This window comes from Sphingobium sp. TomMM35A (assembly GCF_054771735.1).
The window spans coordinates 1,474,906-1,489,876 of the sequence record NZ_BSRC01000001.1 but is presented as its reverse complement, the minus strand read 5'-3'; the positions used below and the strand labels follow the sequence as shown (position 1 = coordinate 1,489,876).

The following is a 14,971-nucleotide window of genomic DNA, read 5'->3' as shown; positions in this document are numbered from 1 at the left end:
GCCAGGCCTGCGCGCATGTACTGATGACGCCGGAGCCGCGAGCCAAGCTGATGGCGGCGCGCGCCGCCGCCCGGTGCTGGCGGCAGGGCCGGTTGGCGCATCGCTTTGACGGTGCGATGCCGGACACGCCCGCGCGACCGGATGCTCCGTTGCTGTTGCCCGCCAACCAGATGCCCAAGCGCGGCAAGATCGGTTCCGATCGGTCGCGGATCGCGATGCTGCATGCGCTTGCCCATATCGAGTTCGTGGCAATCGACCTCGCGTTTGACCTGATCGGACGGTTTGGAAGCGCGTTTCCGCAAGGCTTTGTCGATGACTGGATGCAGGTGGGCGCGGAGGAAGCGATGCATTTCGCCTTGCTGGACCGGCGCTTGCGGCAGTTGGGGAGCTTTTACGGTCAATTGCCCGCGCATGACGGTTTGTGGCAGGCGGCGTCCGAAACTGCGCAGGATGCAATGGCACGGCTGGCGATCGTTCCGATGGTGCTGGAAGCGCGTGCGCTGGATATCACGCCGTCCACGATCGAGCGGTTCGAAAGCATCGGGGACATTATATCGGCGCGCATGTTGCGCCGCATTATGACAGACGAGATTCGCCATGTGGCGGCGGGGACAAGGTGGTTCGAACATGCGGCGAAGCGAGAGGGGCTGACCCCCGCAAATCATTACCAAATCCTTGTAAAACGCCATTTTCGCGGGTCGCTCAAACCTCCGTTCAACGACTCGGCGCGCCGACAAGCCGGTTTAACGCTGGATTTTTACGGCGCGCTTGCACAATGAGATGGGAAATGTCCTTTTGATGATGCGGGTGGCGATCTAGGTCGCATTTGGTCAACACGGGGAGCGCCGAGAGGCTTAAAGAGCCTCCGGAGGATAAGTCGGGGTCGGCATGTTGTTTCTTCGTTCTATGAATGCGCGTGGCGCGCGATGGTTCCTGTCTGCGTGCAAGTCTGTTGGTGTGATGAGTGTGGCGGGTGTGTTGTGCGCCGCCGTCCCAGCCCAGGCGAAGGCGGTCGGTGACGATCCTTATGGTGAGGCGTCGGAAATCAACAACAGCGCGCTCGGCCCGGCCGACATCGGTTTTTCCAATCTCTTTTCCAGCATGCAGCGGCTTGATGGTGGCGTGAAGGCCGCCAACAACAATATCCCGACCGGACGTCCGGTGCTGAAGCTGTCGCTGACGTCGAACTTCGGCGTTCGTTCCGATCCTTTCAATGGCGGCGCGCGGATGCACAAGGGCATCGATATTCCAGGGCCCGTCGGCACCCCGATCTACGCTACCGCAGATGGCATTGTGAGCCGCGCCGGTTGGGCCAGCGGCTATGGCAATCTGGTCCAGATCACCCATGGTGGCGGTCTTGAGACCCGTTACGGCCACATGTCCAAGCTGGTCGCAGCCCCCAACAGCTTTGTCCGTCGTGGCCAGCTGATCGGCCTGATGGGATCGACGGGCCGCTCGACCGGCAGCCATCTTCACTATGAAGTCCGCGTGGATGGTCAGGCGATCAATCCCATGCCTTTCGTCACCGGCCCCGACGTCCTGGTGGCGATGAACACGAAGCCGCCGATCGCGATGGGCGGCCCGACCAAGGCGCAGGAAAAGGAAGCCGATTAACGGCCAAGCCGCTTTTGCGTGCAAAGGCTCGGCGCCGATGGGTTGCCGGGCCTTTTGCTTGACCTTATCTAATGCGCATGTCTGACATCGACCTTACCCCTTCCGCCGCTGCCCGTGTGGCCGCGATCGCCGCCAAGCAGGGCAAGCCAGCGATCCTGCGGCTTGCCGTCGAGGGTGGCGGATGTTCGGGCTTTCAGTACCGGTTCGGTTTGGCCGATGCGGTGGAGGCGGACGACCTGGCCGTGGAGCGGGATGGCGTGACGCTGGTCGTCGATGATGTCAGCCTGGACCTGGTGCGCGGCGCGGCGGTGGACTTTGTGTCTGACCTTGGCGGATCGGCGTTCAAGGTGACGAACCCCAATGCTACCGCTGGCTGCGGCTGCGGATCGAGCTTTTCCATTTAATCTTGGGGGCTCCCTTGTCTAAGGGCTGCTCACCTCTTTAGGGATGCGCGGGAGGAGAAAAGCCCCATGCGCATCGCGACATTCAACATCAACGGCATCAAGGCGCGGTTGCCGCGCCTGCTGGAATGGCTGAACGAAACGCAGCCTGATGTCGCCTGCCTTCAGGAAATCAAGACTTCGGACGAGACCTTCCCGCTGAAGGACATCGAGGATGTCGGCTATGGCGCGATATGGCACGGGCAGAAGGGCTTCAACGGCGTTGCCATCCTGGCGCGAGGCGAGACGCCGGCCGAGATACGCCGGGGTCTGGAGGGCGAGCCCGAGGATGAGCATAGCCGCTATATCGAGGCCGATGTGAAGGGCGTGCGCGTCGCCAGCATCTACCTGCCCAATGGCAATCCGCAGCCGGGGCCGAAGTTCGATTACAAGTTGCGCTGGATGAAGCGCCTGCGCGACCGTGCGACCGAAATCTGGGCGGAGGAAGTGCCCGCCATCCTTGCTGGCGACTATAATGTCATCCCACGCGACCGGGACGTCTATTCGGTCAAGGCCATGGCGGACGACGCGCTGATGCAGCCGGAGAGCCGCGCCGCTTACCGCCGATTGCTGGGCGACGGGTGGACCGACGCGATTGCGAGCCGCCACCCGGCAGGCGGGGTGTGGACCTATTGGGATTATCAGATGAACGCCTGGCCACGCGACGCCGGTTTCCGCATCGACCATCTGCTGCTGAGCCCTGCGGCGGCCGATCGCCTGGTGGACGCACAAGTGGACAAGGATTTTCGCGGGCGGGAAAAAGCAAGCGACCACGCGCCGACCTGGGTCGAACTGCGCGAGTAATCAGCCGCGTGCGGCCTGCGCCACGCGGACGCCGGGGCGAGCGGAGGGGTCTGCCAGTTCACGCGCCTGCCAACCGTCCGCGTCCCGGCTATATTCGACATGGTGGCCGCGCTGGAAGCTTGCGCCGTCCCAGACGATGACTTGCAGTTCGATCCGGTCGTTGCGGTGGACGTGGAGCCAGTTGAAGCTTTGCGGTTCGGCATTGCGCAGGCGGGTCGATGTGGCGGTGCCAGCCTGGATGACGAGCGCGCCGCCTGCGTCTGCGACCATCTTTTGCGCGGATTCGGCATAGGTGCGGTGGAAATGGCCCGCGAGCGCAATGTGGATTCCGGCTTCTGCTGCTGCCTCCACCGCGTCATCATGACGGCCGACGGCTTCGCTGAGTTCGCCGCCCTTGCCGATTGGCATGGCAAATAAGGGGTGGTGAGTAACGAGGATGCGCGTTTTTTCCGGCGCGACCGGGGCGAAGCGTTTCTTGATCATGTTCATTTGATCATGATTGATGCGCCCATCCTTGATCGTCAGCGACCGGGCGGTGTTGATACCCAGGATCGCGACCTTTTCATCCTCATACCAGGGGCAAAGCTCATTGCTGATATAGCGCTTGTAGCGGTGTAGCGGCGCGGCGAAGCGGCGAAAAACGTCATAGAGCGGCACGTCATGATTGCCGGGGATGACGAGCAGGCGCATGCCCGCGGCGCGCAGCCGGTTGAGCCAGGCGGATGCGGCGCGGAACTGCTCGACACGGGCGCGCTGGGTAAAATCGCCGCTGATGATGACGAGGTCGGGCTGGCTGCGTTCGAGCCAGGCTTCGGTGGCCGATACGATCTTGGGATCATTGGCGCCGAAATGAACGTCGGAAAGGTGAGCGATGCGAGCCATGGCCTTCCAACGACTGTTCCTGCGGATTTGTTGCGGGCAGGAGCCGATCCGCGCCTGGCGAGTTGTTGGGGCATGGAAACGAACTCCCTGCCGCGCGAAGCGGCGCTGATCGTCAATGTCCACAGCCGCAAGGGGGAGGCGCTCTTCGAACAGGCGCGCGAAAAGCTCGAGGCGGCTGGGGTGCGCCTGATCGCCGCCCTCGCCGTGCGCGATCCGGCGCGATTGCAGGACACCGTGCGCCAGGCCGTGAGCAGCGGAGCGCCGATGGTCATCGTGGGCGGCGGAGACGGTTCCCTGTCAGGGACGGTGGATGAGCTGGTGGGCAAGAATTGCGTTTTCGGCGTGCTGCCGCTCGGCACCGCGAACAGCTTTGCGCGGACGCTCGGTATCGGGCTGGACCTGGATAGCGCGGTAGAGACGATCGCCAATGGCAGGCGGCGGCGGATCGACCTGGGCATGATCGACGGCGATTATTTCGTGAACGCGGCTTCCTTGGGGCTGTCTCCGATGATCGGGGAGACGGTGCCGCATAAGCTGAAACGTTATCTGGGGCGTGTCGGTTATCTGCTGTGGGCGGTGAAATGTTCGGCCGGGTTCCGGGCGTTCCGCCTGACCATCGATGATGGCAAGGCCGAGCGGCGCATGTGGTCGACCGAGGTGCGGATCTTGAACGGGCCTTATCATGGCGGGGTCGAGCTGTCCGACCGTGCTGATGTGGACAGTGGCGAGATCGTGATACAGGCGGTCGTAGGGCGCAGCCATGCGCGGCTGGCGTGGGACTGGTACGCCAAATTCTTCAAGTTGCGCGATCGGGATGCCCGAACCGAAGAGTATCGAGGCCAGTCCTTCCGCATCGAGACGCGGCCGCGGCAGCGCATCTCGATTGACGGGGAAGTCGTCGCCAGGACGCCCGCGACGGTGAAGATTGCGCCGGGCGCGATCGACGTGGCGGTGCCGCGTTAGGGCGTGACGAGGTCTTTCTCGTAGATTTGGTAGACTTTGTTCACCTTGCTGTCGATCGCGTCGGCGATGGCGTTCATGCCCTGATTGTCGTCCAGCACCCAGCCAATCTCACCCCGCGTGGCGCCATAGCGGGTGATAGCGTTGCGGCGGATATATTCGATCATCATGAAGGCAAGCTGGCTCGCGAGGCGCGACGATTGCAGCCGCTGAACCACGCCCATGAGGGGTACGCGCATGGTGCGAACCTGGGGCTTGCGCAGCCACCAAAGGAGCTTTGCCCAACCGAAGGGAAGCAGCGAGCCATTGAGCGGCGCGGTGGCTTCGTTGAGGTCGGGCAGGGTCATCATGAAGGCGACGGGTTCGCCATCCAGTTCTGCGATCATGATGAGATCCTCGAACACGATGGGCTTCAGCTTCTTGCCGGTGTGGGCGACTTCGGCGTCGGTGATGGGAACGAAGCCCCAGTTCTTGCCCCAGGCGTCGTTGAGGATACCAAGGAGGATCGCCGCTTCCGCATCGAATTTCGACTTGTCGACAGGGCGAATGTGGATGCGGTCGCTCTTTTCGCCCGACGATACGATGCGCTGGATGAGGGGCGGGAAGGGGTGAGTGATGTCGAGCTCATAGGTTTTGAGCTGCTTGATGGGCTGATAGCCCGCGCCCTCGATCATCGCCTGGTAGGCTGGGCTGTTGTGGCCCATCATCACCGTCGGCGGATGGTCGTGGCCTTGGATCAGCAGGCCGGGTTCTTCCCAGATCGACAGGGAAATCGGCCCCAAAACCCGGGTCATGCCCTTGGCGCGGAGCCAGGCTTCTGCCGCTTCGATCAGCGCTTTGCCGGTTTGCGCGTCCTCCGCTTCGAAAAAGCCGAAGTTTCCGGTGCCGGGGCCCATTCCCTGTTCGACTGGCTGGGCGAGCGCCAGATGATCGATATGGGCAGAGATGCGACCGACGACGCGATTGTCGCGGCGGGCGAGGAAATATTGCGCCTCGGCATGGCCGAAAAACGGGTTCTTGGTCGGCTCTATGACGCCGTACACTTCACTTTTGAGAGGCGGCACCCAATTGGGATCATTGGCATAGAGGCGCCATGGCAAGTCCACGAAGGCCTTTTTGTCGGCCTTGGAAGTGACGGGGGTGATTACCAGATCGGAATGAGCCACGGCAGAGCTTTCGCTAAAGGACCGCAGCAGTTCGGCGCTTGTTTCGCGATTGTCAATCCGGAGCGCGCCTGATGACCCACCAAGGCGGATATGTCATGCCGCTGCCACGATTTCAGCGCATTTACCATTTAGGAGCGCATGCATGACTGTGCATGATCCCATCAGAGCGGACGCGGCCGTCAAGCGCGTCGCCATTGCCGATGACGCCGCGATGCTGCGCGCCGCTGCGGAACTGTCGCGCGAATTTGCGGTGGCGAACCCACGGATTTACTGGCCCGACCTGCTGGCATCGGCGCTGATCGGCTATGCGGCGCTTGCCGGAGCGATCCTTGCGAACAATGTCGCGCTGGCGCTGGTTTGCGGGCTGGTTGCGATGCTGGCGCTCTACCGGGCGGCGAGCTTCATCCATGAGCTGACGCATATCCGCAAGGACGCGCTTCCCGGCTTCCGGCTGGGCTGGAACCTGCTGGTCGGCATTCCGCTGATGATCCCGTCCTTCATGTATGAGGAAGTGCATACGCAGCATCATGCGCGCACCCGCTATGGCACGGCGAATGATCCGGAATATCTCCCGCTGGCGCTGATGAAGCCGTGGTCGCTGCCTTTGTTCATCCTGATCGCGTCGCTTGCGCCCGTGGGCCTGATCCTGCGCTATGGCGTGCTGGCCCCGCTCAGCATCTTCGTGCCCGCGCTGCGGCGGAAGGTCGTCGCTGAATTTTCCGCGCTGTCGATCAACCCGGCCTATCGCCGCCGTCCGCCGGAGGGCGCGTTCCGCCGCCGCTGGCTGTGGCAGGAGGCGGGCGCATCGCTGTTCGCGCTTGCCCTGATCGGTAGCGTGTTTGCCTTCGGATGGAAGCCGCTGCTGGTCTATATGGCGGTGCACTCGGCGATGACCGTCATCAACCAGTTGCGCACGCTGGTCGCGCATCTGTGGGAGAATGAGGGCGACGCGATGACCGTGACGGCGCAATATCTGGATTCCGTGAACGTGCCGCCGCCTTCGCCGCTGGCCGCCATCTGGGCTCCGGTAGGCCTGCGCTATCATGCGCTGCACCATCTGCTGCCGAGCGTGCCCTATCATGCGCTGGGCAAGGCGCACGCCCGGCTGATTGCGGCGCTGGGCGAGGAGTCGCCTTATCATCGCGGCAATTATGCGGGCATGTGGCCGCTCGTCGGGAAGATCGCGCGGAGCACGATGGTTCGGCGTTGAGCACTCTTAAACGCTTGAGACCCCAGCTTCCGCTGGGATGACGGATGTAAGTGGATTTATTCCTCCGTTCGGAACAGCACTGTTTCGCCTACCAGTAGGAACAGGAAGAAGGGCGCCCAGGCCGCGAGGATGGGCGGGTAAGCGCCAAGATTGCCCATGGCGAGCGAGAAATTGTCCGCGACGAAATAGGCAAAGCCGAGCGCCATGCCGATCACAGCACGGACGAACAACTGGCCGGAGCGCGCAAGGCCGAAGGCGGCAACCGATCCCAGGATGGGCATGAGCAGGGCTGACAGCGGTCCCGACAGCTTGTGCCAGAGGCTGCCTTCCAGTTCCGCCGTCGGGCGGCCGGCGTCGCGCAAGTCGCCGATGGCGGCCTGCAATTCGGAAAAGGTCATGGCGTCCGGATCGACCTTCGCCAGCGTGAACTGGTCCGGCCGGATCGCATGGCCGAACCGGACGGTGCCGATCTGCCGCTCCGTGCCGCGCGCCACGTCGAACTGGCGCGCATCCTCCAGCACCCAACTCTTGCTGGCCGCATCATAATGGCCACGCGGCGCCTGAATGATGGTGGTGAGGCCATTGTTCACGCGATTGAAAATCTCGACCTTGCGCAGCTGCACCGCAGTGCCGCGGCCCGCCACAATCGCGGCGGTAACGAGATTGTTGCCATCGCGCACCCAAGGGTTGGTCTTGATGCCGCTGTCGGTGGGAACCGGGCCATAATCGACCGCTTGCCATGCGCTGAGCGCAGCCGTCGCGCGGGCGACGACGCGTTCGTTGAAGGCATAGCTGATCACGGCGACACCAAGCGCGGCGGCGATCAGCGGCGCCAATATCTGATGTGCGGACAGGCCCGCCGCCTTCATCGAGATGATCTCGCTATTCTGGTTGAGGCTGGCGAGCATGATCAGCGTGCCGAGCAGCACCGAGAAGGGCAGGAACCGGGCAATGATCTGCGGTACGCGCAGGCCGACATAATGCCATAGCTGCGCATCGCCATTGCCCGCATAGGACAGGATGTCGCCGGATTCGCCGAGCAGGTCGAGCGTTTGCAGCACGACTACCAGCAGCGCGAGCACCGCAAAAGTGCGCGTCAGGAACAGCCGCGCCATGTACCAGCTGAGCTGGCGGGAGGGGAAGAAGTCGAACTGCATGGGTCAGGCTGCTCCCTGCGCGGTGGCCGTCCGCTTTCGCCCGAAGCGAAGCAGTTTGGCGACCTGCTTGCCAAGCTTGGCAAAGGCATATTCCAGCGCGCCGATCGGCTGGCCGCCGGGGCGGTGCGCGACGACATGATACATCCACAGGATCAGCCCTGCGGTCAGCAGGAATGGCGTCCAGAGCGCGATGATGGGGTCGATCCTGCCCAATGCGCCGACGCCTTGGCCATATTCGTTGATCTTGTGATAGGTCACGATGAAGACGATCGACAGGAACACGCCCAGCGCGGAGGTCGATCGCTTGGGCGGGATGGCGAAGGCGAGCGCGGCGAGCGGCAGCAGCAGCATCATCGCGACCTCGACCAGGCGGAAGTGGAAATTGGCGCGGATTTCGTTGCGCAGCTTCTCCGGCGTCGCGGGGTCGTGACCCATGACGGCCAGTTCTGGAATGGTCTTTTCCCGGTCCACGCTGCGTCCACGGAACCGCTCGATCTGCGGCAGATCGATCGGCAGGTCATGGCTGGAGAAGGACAGGATGCGGGGCGACTTATATTTGGGGGCATCGTTGACCAGCACGCCGTCGCGCAGGCGGAAGATGATGGTGTCCGGGTCATCCGTCGCCAGGAAGCTTCCTTGCGCGGCGGTCACGGCGACGGTCTGCCCGTCCTTGCCAGCGGCGCGGACGAATATGCCCTGAAGGTTGCGCCCCTCATCCAGGCTGCGTTCGATGCGCAGCGTCATGCGCTTGCCGAGGCTGGTGAATTCACCGACCTTGATCGAGGCGCCCAGCGCGCCTGATCGCAGTTCGAAGCGCAACGCTTCATAGGCGTGGCGGGAGAGGGGCTGGACGAAACCGACGATGCCAAAGTTGAGCAATGCAAGCGCGATCGCATACATATAGGGTACGCGCAGCAGGCGTCCGTAGGACAGGCCGACCGCGCGCATCACGTCCAGTTCCGACGACAGGGCAAGCTTGCGAAACGCCAGCAATATGCCGAGCATCAGGCCGATCGGAATGCCGAGCGACAGATATTCCGGCATCATGTTGGCGAGCATGCGCCACACGACGCTGACTGGACCGCCCTCCGCCGCGACGAAATCGAACAGGCTGAGCATCTTGTCGAGCACCAGCAGCATCGCGGAAATGACCAGCGTGCCAAGCATCGGCAGCGCTATCAGGCGGGCGAGATATCGGTCCGTGGCGGTCAGCATTCTCTATGTGGTCGTCCCATCACCATGATTTGGCCGCAAACCCCGCTCATAGCAGAATCACGGAAATGAAGTTCGCGGGGGCGAACAGGGGCTCGCCGTCCGGTTTCCTCGGGCGGCTATAGCTTCACGGAGTTGGATGGTCATGTTCAAAGTTGCGATGGGTCTTCTGCCGGTGGCGGCCATATTTGCGGCTGCCCCAGCGCTGGCTCACAGCGAGGTCATTGCAAACGACCTTGCTCGTTGCGGCGAGTCCGCGAAGGGACCGGCGCTGCTGGTCGATGTCCGGGGTTTCGCGGCGGCGACCGGCAAGGTTCGCGTTCAATCCTATCCCGCCACCAAGAATGCCTGGCTGTCGAAGGGCGCATGGCTCAACCGGATCGATACCGTAGTGCGTCCCAGCAATGGCGGTATGCGCTTCTGCATGCCGGTGCCGGAGCCGGGCCGCTATGCCATCGCGGTGCGTCATGATCGCGACGGCGACGGGAAGACCAGCATTTCGCGCGATGGCGGCGGCTTTTCCAACAATCCGTCCATCAGCATCTTCAACCTGGGCAAGCCCTCGGTTGAAAAGGCCGCCGTCAAGGTCGGGCCGGGTGTGACGCGGATCACCATTAAACTTCAATATATGTGAGTTCCGATGGTCCGGGTCGCGCTTCTGTCCAATCCCAAGTCGACGGGCAACCGGCAGACGCTACCGCGCGTGCGGAGCTATTGCGCCAGCAACCCGGATATCTTTCACTATGAGGTTGAGCATGTCGACCAGATCGGCCGCGCGCTGCAGACCATCGCGCGGGTCGATCCGGTCGTCATCGTCATCAATGGCGGTGACGGCACGGTGCAGGCCGCGCTGACGGAGCTGTACCAGGGCGAGCATTTCACAGGGCGCGTGCCGCCGATTGCGGTGCTGCCCAATGGCAAGACCAATCTGATTGCGCTCGACCTTGGCATCCATGGCGATCCGATCAAGGCGCTGGAGCGGATAGTCCAGATCGCCAAGGCAGGCGTCGACAATCATGTAGTGGCGCGCGAGTTGATCGCCCTGTCGGACGGCCGGGCAGAATCGCGGCCGGTGCTGGGCATGTTCCTGGGCGGCGCGGGGCTTGCGGACTATATGCTTTACTGCCGCAATCAGATTTATCCTCTGGGGCTATCCAACGGCATCAGCCATTTCCTGACTGTCATCGCGGTGCTGGTGTCGTTGATCTTCGGCATTCGCGCCCGGTTCCTGCCGCAGTCCAGCCATCCGGTGCGTATTTCGCTGATCCGGGAAGGGCAGCTGGCGGGGCGCTTTGCCGTGTTGATCGTAACGACGCTCGACCGGCTGCTGCTGGGCGTGCAGGCGGGGGACAGCCGTCGCGGCAACATGAAGTTGATGGCGGTGGACCAGAGCCTGGCAGCGCTCATGCGGCTGGCCTGGGCAAGCATCACGCGCCGGGTCGGCAAGTCGCAGGTGCAGGGCGTGCATCTGGAGCAGGGCGACATCATTCGGATTGAGGGCGACCATAGCAGCGTCATCCTGGACGGCGAGCTGTTCGAAGCGTCGGAGGGCAAGCCGATCGTGCTGCGGTCGACGGAGCCGGTGCCTTTCCTGCGGTTGGCGGCGTAGAGCTACGCGACTTGCTTAAGAGTTCTTATCACTGTTCGACGCTCAGCCCGAACGGAGTTGAGAGGCGCTGAAAGGGCCTTAATCCTTCCGCTTGAGCGCTTCAGCCAGCGAAACGGTCGCGCTGCCCCGCTTGGCAGGCTTGGCCTGGCTCGGATCCGGCTTCCACCCGCTTAGATAGACTATCGCCATGTCCTCTGCCGTGCGGCCATCCGGGTCCGCCGCGGAGGCGAAATGCTGGCTTGCCCCTATCAATGTGTCCCTGCGCAGGGCCGGAGGATGCGACGCCAGCACATTGCCCGCACCCATCCCGCGCAAGTCATGCATCAGGCGCACTATGTCGCCATAGCGCACGGTCAGCGTCTCGCTATCGGCGACCGGCATGGCGAAACCCGCGCGGCTCAAAAGGTCGCCTGCCGCGCGCACGTCCACTTGCGGGTGGATATGCTGGGCGGGCCGATCGCCCTCCCCGGTCATCAGCGCGGCGCGCAGGCGCGGAAGGCTGCCCGCGCCGGCGAAGGCCGCGAGCAGCAGGCCATCGGGCCTCAGGATGCGCCGCATCAGGATAAGCGCGCCGGGCAGGTCGTTGACGCTGTCGAGCGTGCCGCAGGCGATGATGAGGTCGAAACTGTCGTCGGCGAAGGGCAGCGCGTCCTCTTCCGCCTGCACCCCGCCTTGCGCGCGGGCTGCGGCAAATCCGGGGTCGGCGCACACCACTTTCTTGCCCCTCGCTTCCAGGGCGGCGCGAGCGCTGCCATCCGGGCAGCCGATGACAAGGGTTTCGGGAAGTTCGCGCTGCACATCGGCGAGCCGGTCGAGCAATTCGTCCAGCATCGCGCGGTAAAGGAAGTCATGCTCGGAAAAGCGCGGCATCATCCGGTCCCGCCGCCTGGCGCGCAATTGGCGATCGAAGATGTCGGGCTGGGTCATTGGCGGGCCTTGTGCATTGGAGCGGGAGCGGGAACAAGGGAGATCATGCATCTCGCCTCCCTTCTCAAGGGCGCTGTCCGCCCGGCGCTCGATTATGCGCTGCCGCCGCGTTGTCCCGGATGCGGCGTTATCGTCGAGGCTGACGACGCCTTTTGCCTGACCTGCTGGAGCGGCATGCGCTTTCTGGGCGAGCCATGCTGCGCGCGATGTGGCGTGCCGTTCGAGCATGACCGGGGCAGCGACGCGGCATGCGGCGCTTGCCTTGCCGAGCCGCCGCCGTTCGACAGCGCGCGGGCGGTGCTGGCCTATGGCGACATTGCGCGGAATGTGGCGCTCAAGCTCAAATATGGGCGGCGTATCGGCCTCGCGGGGCTGATCGCGCGGCATATGGCGCGGCGCTTGCCGGCTTTCGAAGCGCCGCCCGTAATCGTCCCGGTGCCGCTGCATCGCTGGCGGTTGTGGTGGCGCGGCTTCAACCAGTCGGCGCTGATTGCGGATCATCTTGGCAAGGCGTCGGGGCTCGTCGTGGACAAGCATGCGCTGCTCCGCGTCCGGGCGACGCAGCCCCTGCGCGGCATGCATGCGCGGCAGCGGACCAAGGCGGTCGCGGGCGCCTTTGCGCTGGCGAAGGGGCATGGCGTCAAGGGCAGGGCGGTTCTGCTGATCGACGATGTCCATACCAGCGGCGCGACCGCCGCCGCCTGCGCTCGGGTGCTGAAACGCGGCGGCGCGTCCAGCGTTCACCTGTTGTGCTGGGCGCGGGCTTTGCCGGAAGGCGCCGAAGGCACTGATTGACAAAGGCTTGCCCAGCCACAATTTCAGCGCGCAAGGAGTATCGAATGGCGAAGGTTGAAATCTACACGAAGGCATGGTGCGGCTATTGCGCGCGGGCCAAGGCGCTGCTGGAAGGCAAGGGCGTCGCCTTTGACGAATATGACATCACGATGGGTGGGCCCAAGCGCAGCGAAATGCTGGATCGCGCCAATGGCGGGACGACGGTGCCGCAGATCTTCATCGATGGCAGGCATATCGGCGGCAGCGACGACATGGCGGCGCTGGATCGTCAGGGCAAGCTCGACCCGCTGCTGGGCCTGTAAGCCACATGCGCGCGGCCGTCCTTCAGATGACGAGCGGGATCGATCCCGCGGCGAATGCGGCGGCCATCGTCGAAGCTGTCCGCCAAGCGGCCGAGCAAGGCGCGGATATGCTGTTTACCCCGGAAATGGCGGGTTATCTGGACCGCAACCGCGCGCGGGCGGCGGAAACATTGCGCAGCGAAGCCGACGATCCGGTGTTAGCAACGGTGCGCGAAGCTGCGGCCCGGCACGGCCTTTGGGTGCATCTTGGTTCATTGCCGCTCAGGCAAGAGGATGGCGACGAGCGCTGGGTCAATCGCAGCTTCGTGATCGACAACAAGGGTGAGATCCGCGCCCGTTATGACAAGATCCACCTGTTTGACGTCGATCTGGCGACAGGGGAAAGCTGGCGCGAGTCAGCGGTCTACCGCCCAGGCGAAAAGGTTGTGGCAGTTGATACGCCATGGGGCCGGATGGGCTTGTCGGTCTGTTACGACCTGCGGTTCCCGGACTTGTACCGCGCCCTCACCAATTCGGGCGTGACGATGCTGCTCGTGCCCGCGGCCTTCACCGTGCCGACCGGCCAGGCGCATTGGCATGTCCTGCTCCGCGCCCGTGCGATCGAGGCGGGCTGCTTCGTGATCGCGCCTGCGCAAACGGGCCGCCATGAGGATGGACGCGAGACATATGGTCATAGCCTGGTCATCGACCCTTGGGGCGACATCCTGCTGGACATGGAGGAGAAGGCGGGACTGGCTCTTGCCGACATCGACCTGTCGCGCGTAGAGGAGGTGCGCGGGCGGGTGCCTGCTATCGCCAACCGGCGAGATATTCCAGTGGACGTGACCCTTTCGTGATTGTCTTCGACCTCAAATGCAATTCCCATGGCCATGTGTTCGAAGCTTGGTTCGGGTCCAGCGCGGACTATGAGGATCAGTTGGCCCGCGGCTTGCTGGCGTGCCCGATGTGCGGCGATCCGGAGGTGTCGAAAGCGCTGATGGCGCCCGCCGTCGCAGCAAAAGGGAACAGCAGGAAGCCGGAAATGATGCCTGCGAACGCGCCGACCGCTCCGGTCGCCATGGCAGGAGACGAGGCGCGGATGCGCGAAATGGTGCAGGCGCTGGCACAGGCGCAGGCAAAGGTCCTGGAAGATTCGACCTGGGTCGGCCGGGGCTTTGCCGAACATGCCCGCGCCATGCATTATGGCGAGAAGGAGCGGTCGAGTATCCACGGCGAAGTCGCCCCCGACGAAGCGCGCGCGCTGGTTTCGGAAGGCGTCGAGGTCGCGCCGCTGTTGTTTCCTGTCGTGCCGCCCGAAGCGAAGAATTGACCCCGCCGCATCGGCAGCATAGAGCCACCATCGGGCGCCCATAGCTCAGCAGGATAGAGCGTCGGATTCCTAATCCGAAGGCCACAGGTTCGAATCCTGTTGGGCGCACCACTTCTTCAAACAACGGGGAAAATGGCGGCTGGCGCTACTCAGCCGGATGTGGTGAGCCGCGCTGCCATGGCAGGCGGCCCCCTTCATTCACGCCATGGCTTCGATCGTCATGCGATGGCGCAGCGTGTCGACGCGCTCCCGGATGATACCCGGAATGAGGAACAGGTCGATGAACGCCCAAAGGCCTGAGATGATGAGACCGATGATTGTGAGGCCAAGGATCAGCATCACGGCACCGGTGCCCTTTTGACCTAGATAAAATCGGTGGATGCCAAAGCCGCCAAGAAAGAAGCAGAGCAGATAAGCCGCTCCCGTCGATGGCTTTTCATTGGTGATCCGCTGCTCGATAAGCATGCGCTGCGTATCGGTAAGACGGCCCGCATGTTGCTGTTCGACAGCCGGAGCCGCTGTTTCGATGGTCATCATTCCCCCCTGATCTTCGCTCCCCAAGCGAAGCGGCCATATACCGCGTT

Annotated in this window: 18 protein-coding genes and 1 tRNA gene; 13 read left to right on the top strand and 6 right to left on the bottom strand. The window is 63.5% G+C overall.

Annotated elements, in window-relative coordinates:
* Positions 1–23: 23 nt before the first annotated feature.
* The 4 genes from ACYU8T_RS07370 (at position 24) to xth (ending at position 2,858) form a co-directional block, all read left to right on the top strand.
* Positions 24–779: a ferritin-like domain-containing protein gene (locus tag ACYU8T_RS07370; RefSeq protein ID WP_461158972.1), complete on the top strand. Its 756-nt coding sequence runs from the start codon at positions 24–26 to the stop codon at positions 777–779.
* 109 nt (positions 780–888) lie between these two features.
* Positions 889–1,614, top strand: a complete 726-nt coding sequence (locus tag ACYU8T_RS07365; RefSeq protein ID WP_201514620.1) for a M23 family metallopeptidase — start codon at positions 889–891, stop codon at positions 1,612–1,614.
* 77 nt (positions 1,615–1,691) lie between these two features.
* Entirely contained in the window at positions 1,692–2,018 is a 327-nt protein-coding gene (erpA, locus tag ACYU8T_RS07360) for an iron-sulfur cluster insertion protein ErpA (RefSeq protein WP_097092845.1), read from the top strand.
* A 66-nt stretch (positions 2,019–2,084) separates the two neighbouring features.
* The gene (gene xth / locus ACYU8T_RS07355) at positions 2,085–2,858 is read left to right on the top strand and encodes an exodeoxyribonuclease III (RefSeq protein ID WP_461158971.1); all 774 of its coding nucleotides are present in this window, start codon (positions 2,085–2,087) and stop codon (positions 2,856–2,858) included.
* Here the strand turns inward: xth and ACYU8T_RS07350 are convergent, their stop codons facing one another.
* Positions 2,859–3,740, bottom strand: coding sequence for a metallophosphoesterase family protein (locus ACYU8T_RS07350; RefSeq protein ID WP_461158970.1), 882 nt, complete (start codon positions 3,738–3,740; stop codon positions 2,859–2,861). It abuts the gene before it with no gap.
* 72 nt (positions 3,741–3,812) lie between these two features.
* Here ACYU8T_RS07350 and ACYU8T_RS07345 point away from each other — a divergent pair, with 72 nt between their 5' ends.
* Positions 3,813–4,703, top strand: coding sequence for a diacylglycerol/lipid kinase family protein (locus ACYU8T_RS07345; protein ID WP_461158969.1), 891 nt, complete (start codon positions 3,813–3,815; stop codon positions 4,701–4,703).
* On the opposite strand, the gene ACYU8T_RS07340 is transcribed toward ACYU8T_RS07345, so the two are convergent.
* On the bottom strand, positions 4,700–5,866 hold the full coding sequence (locus tag ACYU8T_RS07340; RefSeq protein ID WP_461158968.1) for a GNAT family N-acetyltransferase: 1,167 nt from the start codon (positions 5,864–5,866) through the stop codon (positions 4,700–4,702). The genes ACYU8T_RS07345 and ACYU8T_RS07340 overlap by 4 nt on opposite strands.
* A 142-nt stretch (positions 5,867–6,008) precedes the next feature.
* On the opposite strand from ACYU8T_RS07340, the gene ACYU8T_RS07335 reads away from it, so the two are divergent.
* Entirely contained in the window at positions 6,009–7,076 is a 1,068-nt protein-coding gene (locus ACYU8T_RS07335; RefSeq protein ID WP_461158967.1) for a fatty acid desaturase family protein, read from the top strand.
* A 56-nt stretch (positions 7,077–7,132) separates the two neighbouring features.
* Here the strand turns inward: ACYU8T_RS07335 and lptG are convergent, their stop codons facing one another.
* Together lptG and lptF are read right to left on the bottom strand one after the other, a co-directional pair.
* The gene (gene lptG, locus ACYU8T_RS07330) at positions 7,133–8,233 is read right to left on the bottom strand and encodes an LPS export ABC transporter permease LptG (protein WP_461158966.1); all 1,101 of its coding nucleotides are present in this window, start codon (positions 8,231–8,233) and stop codon (positions 7,133–7,135) included.
* Between the two features lie 3 nt (positions 8,234–8,236).
* Complete coding sequence (lptF, locus tag ACYU8T_RS07325) at positions 8,237–9,448, bottom strand: LPS export ABC transporter permease LptF (RefSeq protein ID WP_247231610.1); 1,212 nt, start codon at positions 9,446–9,448, stop codon at positions 8,237–8,239.
* A 136-nt stretch (positions 9,449–9,584) separates the two neighbouring features.
* On the opposite strand from lptF, the gene ACYU8T_RS07320 reads away from it, so the two are divergent.
* On the top strand, positions 9,585–10,079 hold the full coding sequence (locus ACYU8T_RS07320) for a DUF2141 domain-containing protein (RefSeq protein ID WP_097091230.1): 495 nt from the start codon (positions 9,585–9,587) through the stop codon (positions 10,077–10,079).
* 6 nt (positions 10,080–10,085) lie between these two features.
* A complete protein-coding gene (locus tag ACYU8T_RS07315; protein WP_097091231.1) occupies positions 10,086–11,054 on the top strand; it encodes a diacylglycerol/lipid kinase family protein in 969 nt (322 codons plus the stop codon).
* A 78-nt stretch (positions 11,055–11,132) separates the two neighbouring features.
* Here ACYU8T_RS07315 and ACYU8T_RS07310 read toward each other — a convergent pair whose 3' ends face one another.
* Complete coding sequence (locus ACYU8T_RS07310) at positions 11,133–11,981, bottom strand: class I SAM-dependent methyltransferase (RefSeq protein WP_247231608.1); 849 nt, start codon at positions 11,979–11,981, stop codon at positions 11,133–11,135.
* 45 nt (positions 11,982–12,026) lie between these two features.
* Between ACYU8T_RS07310 and ACYU8T_RS07305 the strand changes: the two genes are divergently transcribed.
* The 5 genes from ACYU8T_RS07305 (at position 12,027) to ACYU8T_RS07285 (ending at position 14,498) form a co-directional block, all read left to right on the top strand.
* Positions 12,027–12,776: a ComF family protein gene (locus ACYU8T_RS07305; protein WP_201513489.1), complete on the top strand. Its 750-nt coding sequence runs from the start codon at positions 12,027–12,029 to the stop codon at positions 12,774–12,776.
* 44 nt (positions 12,777–12,820) lie between these two features.
* Positions 12,821–13,078 (top strand): glutaredoxin 3, encoded by a 258-nt coding sequence (gene grxC / locus ACYU8T_RS07300; RefSeq protein ID WP_201513490.1) that lies wholly within the window; start codon positions 12,821–12,823, stop codon positions 13,076–13,078.
* A gap of 5 nt (positions 13,079–13,083) precedes the next feature.
* Entirely contained in the window at positions 13,084–13,914 is an 831-nt protein-coding gene (locus tag ACYU8T_RS07295) for a carbon-nitrogen hydrolase family protein (RefSeq protein WP_461158965.1), read from the top strand.
* Positions 13,911–14,387, top strand: coding sequence for a DUF1178 family protein (locus ACYU8T_RS07290; protein WP_201513492.1), 477 nt, complete (start codon positions 13,911–13,913; stop codon positions 14,385–14,387). Before ACYU8T_RS07295 ends, ACYU8T_RS07290 begins: the two co-directional genes overlap by 4 nt.
* Positions 14,388–14,421: 34 nt before the next feature.
* Positions 14,422–14,498: transfer RNA gene (locus ACYU8T_RS07285), tRNA-Arg, on the top strand.
* Positions 14,499–14,585: 87 nt separating this feature from the next.
* Here the strand turns inward: ACYU8T_RS07285 and ACYU8T_RS07280 are convergent.
* Positions 14,586–14,921 (bottom strand): TM2 domain-containing protein, encoded by a 336-nt coding sequence (locus ACYU8T_RS07280; protein WP_236576280.1) that lies wholly within the window; start codon positions 14,919–14,921, stop codon positions 14,586–14,588.
* Positions 14,922–14,971 lie beyond the last annotated feature (50 nt).

Bases quoted from the DNA above. Each gene is read 5' to 3' on its own strand.
- ACYU8T_RS07370 (WP_461158972.1), top strand. From the start codon at position 24: ATGACGCCGGAGCCGCGAGCCAAGCTGATGGCGGCGCGCGCCGCCGCC.
- ACYU8T_RS07365 (WP_201514620.1), top strand. From the start codon at position 889: ATGTTGTTTCTTCGTTCTATGAATGCGCGTGGCGCGCGATGGTTCCTG.
- erpA (WP_097092845.1), top strand. From the start codon at position 1,692: ATGTCTGACATCGACCTTACCCCTTCCGCCGCTGCCCGTGTGGCCGCG.
- xth (WP_461158971.1), top strand. From the start codon at position 2,085: ATGCGCATCGCGACATTCAACATCAACGGCATCAAGGCGCGGTTGCCG.
- ACYU8T_RS07350 (WP_461158970.1), bottom strand. From the start codon at position 3,740: ATGGCTCGCATCGCTCACCTTTCCGACGTTCATTTCGGCGCCAATGAT.
- ACYU8T_RS07345 (WP_461158969.1), top strand. From the start codon at position 3,813: ATGGAAACGAACTCCCTGCCGCGCGAAGCGGCGCTGATCGTCAATGTC.
- ACYU8T_RS07335 (WP_461158967.1), top strand. From the start codon at position 6,009: ATGACTGTGCATGATCCCATCAGAGCGGACGCGGCCGTCAAGCGCGTC.
- lptG (WP_461158966.1), bottom strand. From the start codon at position 8,233: ATGCAGTTCGACTTCTTCCCCTCCCGCCAGCTCAGCTGGTACATGGCG.
- lptF (WP_247231610.1), bottom strand. From the start codon at position 9,448: ATGCTGACCGCCACGGACCGATATCTCGCCCGCCTGATAGCGCTGCCG.
- ACYU8T_RS07320 (WP_097091230.1), top strand. From the start codon at position 9,585: ATGGTCATGTTCAAAGTTGCGATGGGTCTTCTGCCGGTGGCGGCCATA.
- ACYU8T_RS07315 (WP_097091231.1), top strand. From the start codon at position 10,086: ATGGTCCGGGTCGCGCTTCTGTCCAATCCCAAGTCGACGGGCAACCGG.
- ACYU8T_RS07310 (WP_247231608.1), bottom strand. From the start codon at position 11,981: ATGACCCAGCCCGACATCTTCGATCGCCAATTGCGCGCCAGGCGGCGG.
- ACYU8T_RS07305 (WP_201513489.1), top strand. From the start codon at position 12,027: ATGCATCTCGCCTCCCTTCTCAAGGGCGCTGTCCGCCCGGCGCTCGAT.
- grxC (WP_201513490.1), top strand. From the start codon at position 12,821: ATGGCGAAGGTTGAAATCTACACGAAGGCATGGTGCGGCTATTGCGCG.
- ACYU8T_RS07295 (WP_461158965.1), top strand. From the start codon at position 13,084: ATGCGCGCGGCCGTCCTTCAGATGACGAGCGGGATCGATCCCGCGGCG.
- ACYU8T_RS07280 (WP_236576280.1), bottom strand. From the start codon at position 14,921: ATGACCATCGAAACAGCGGCTCCGGCTGTCGAACAGCAACATGCGGGC.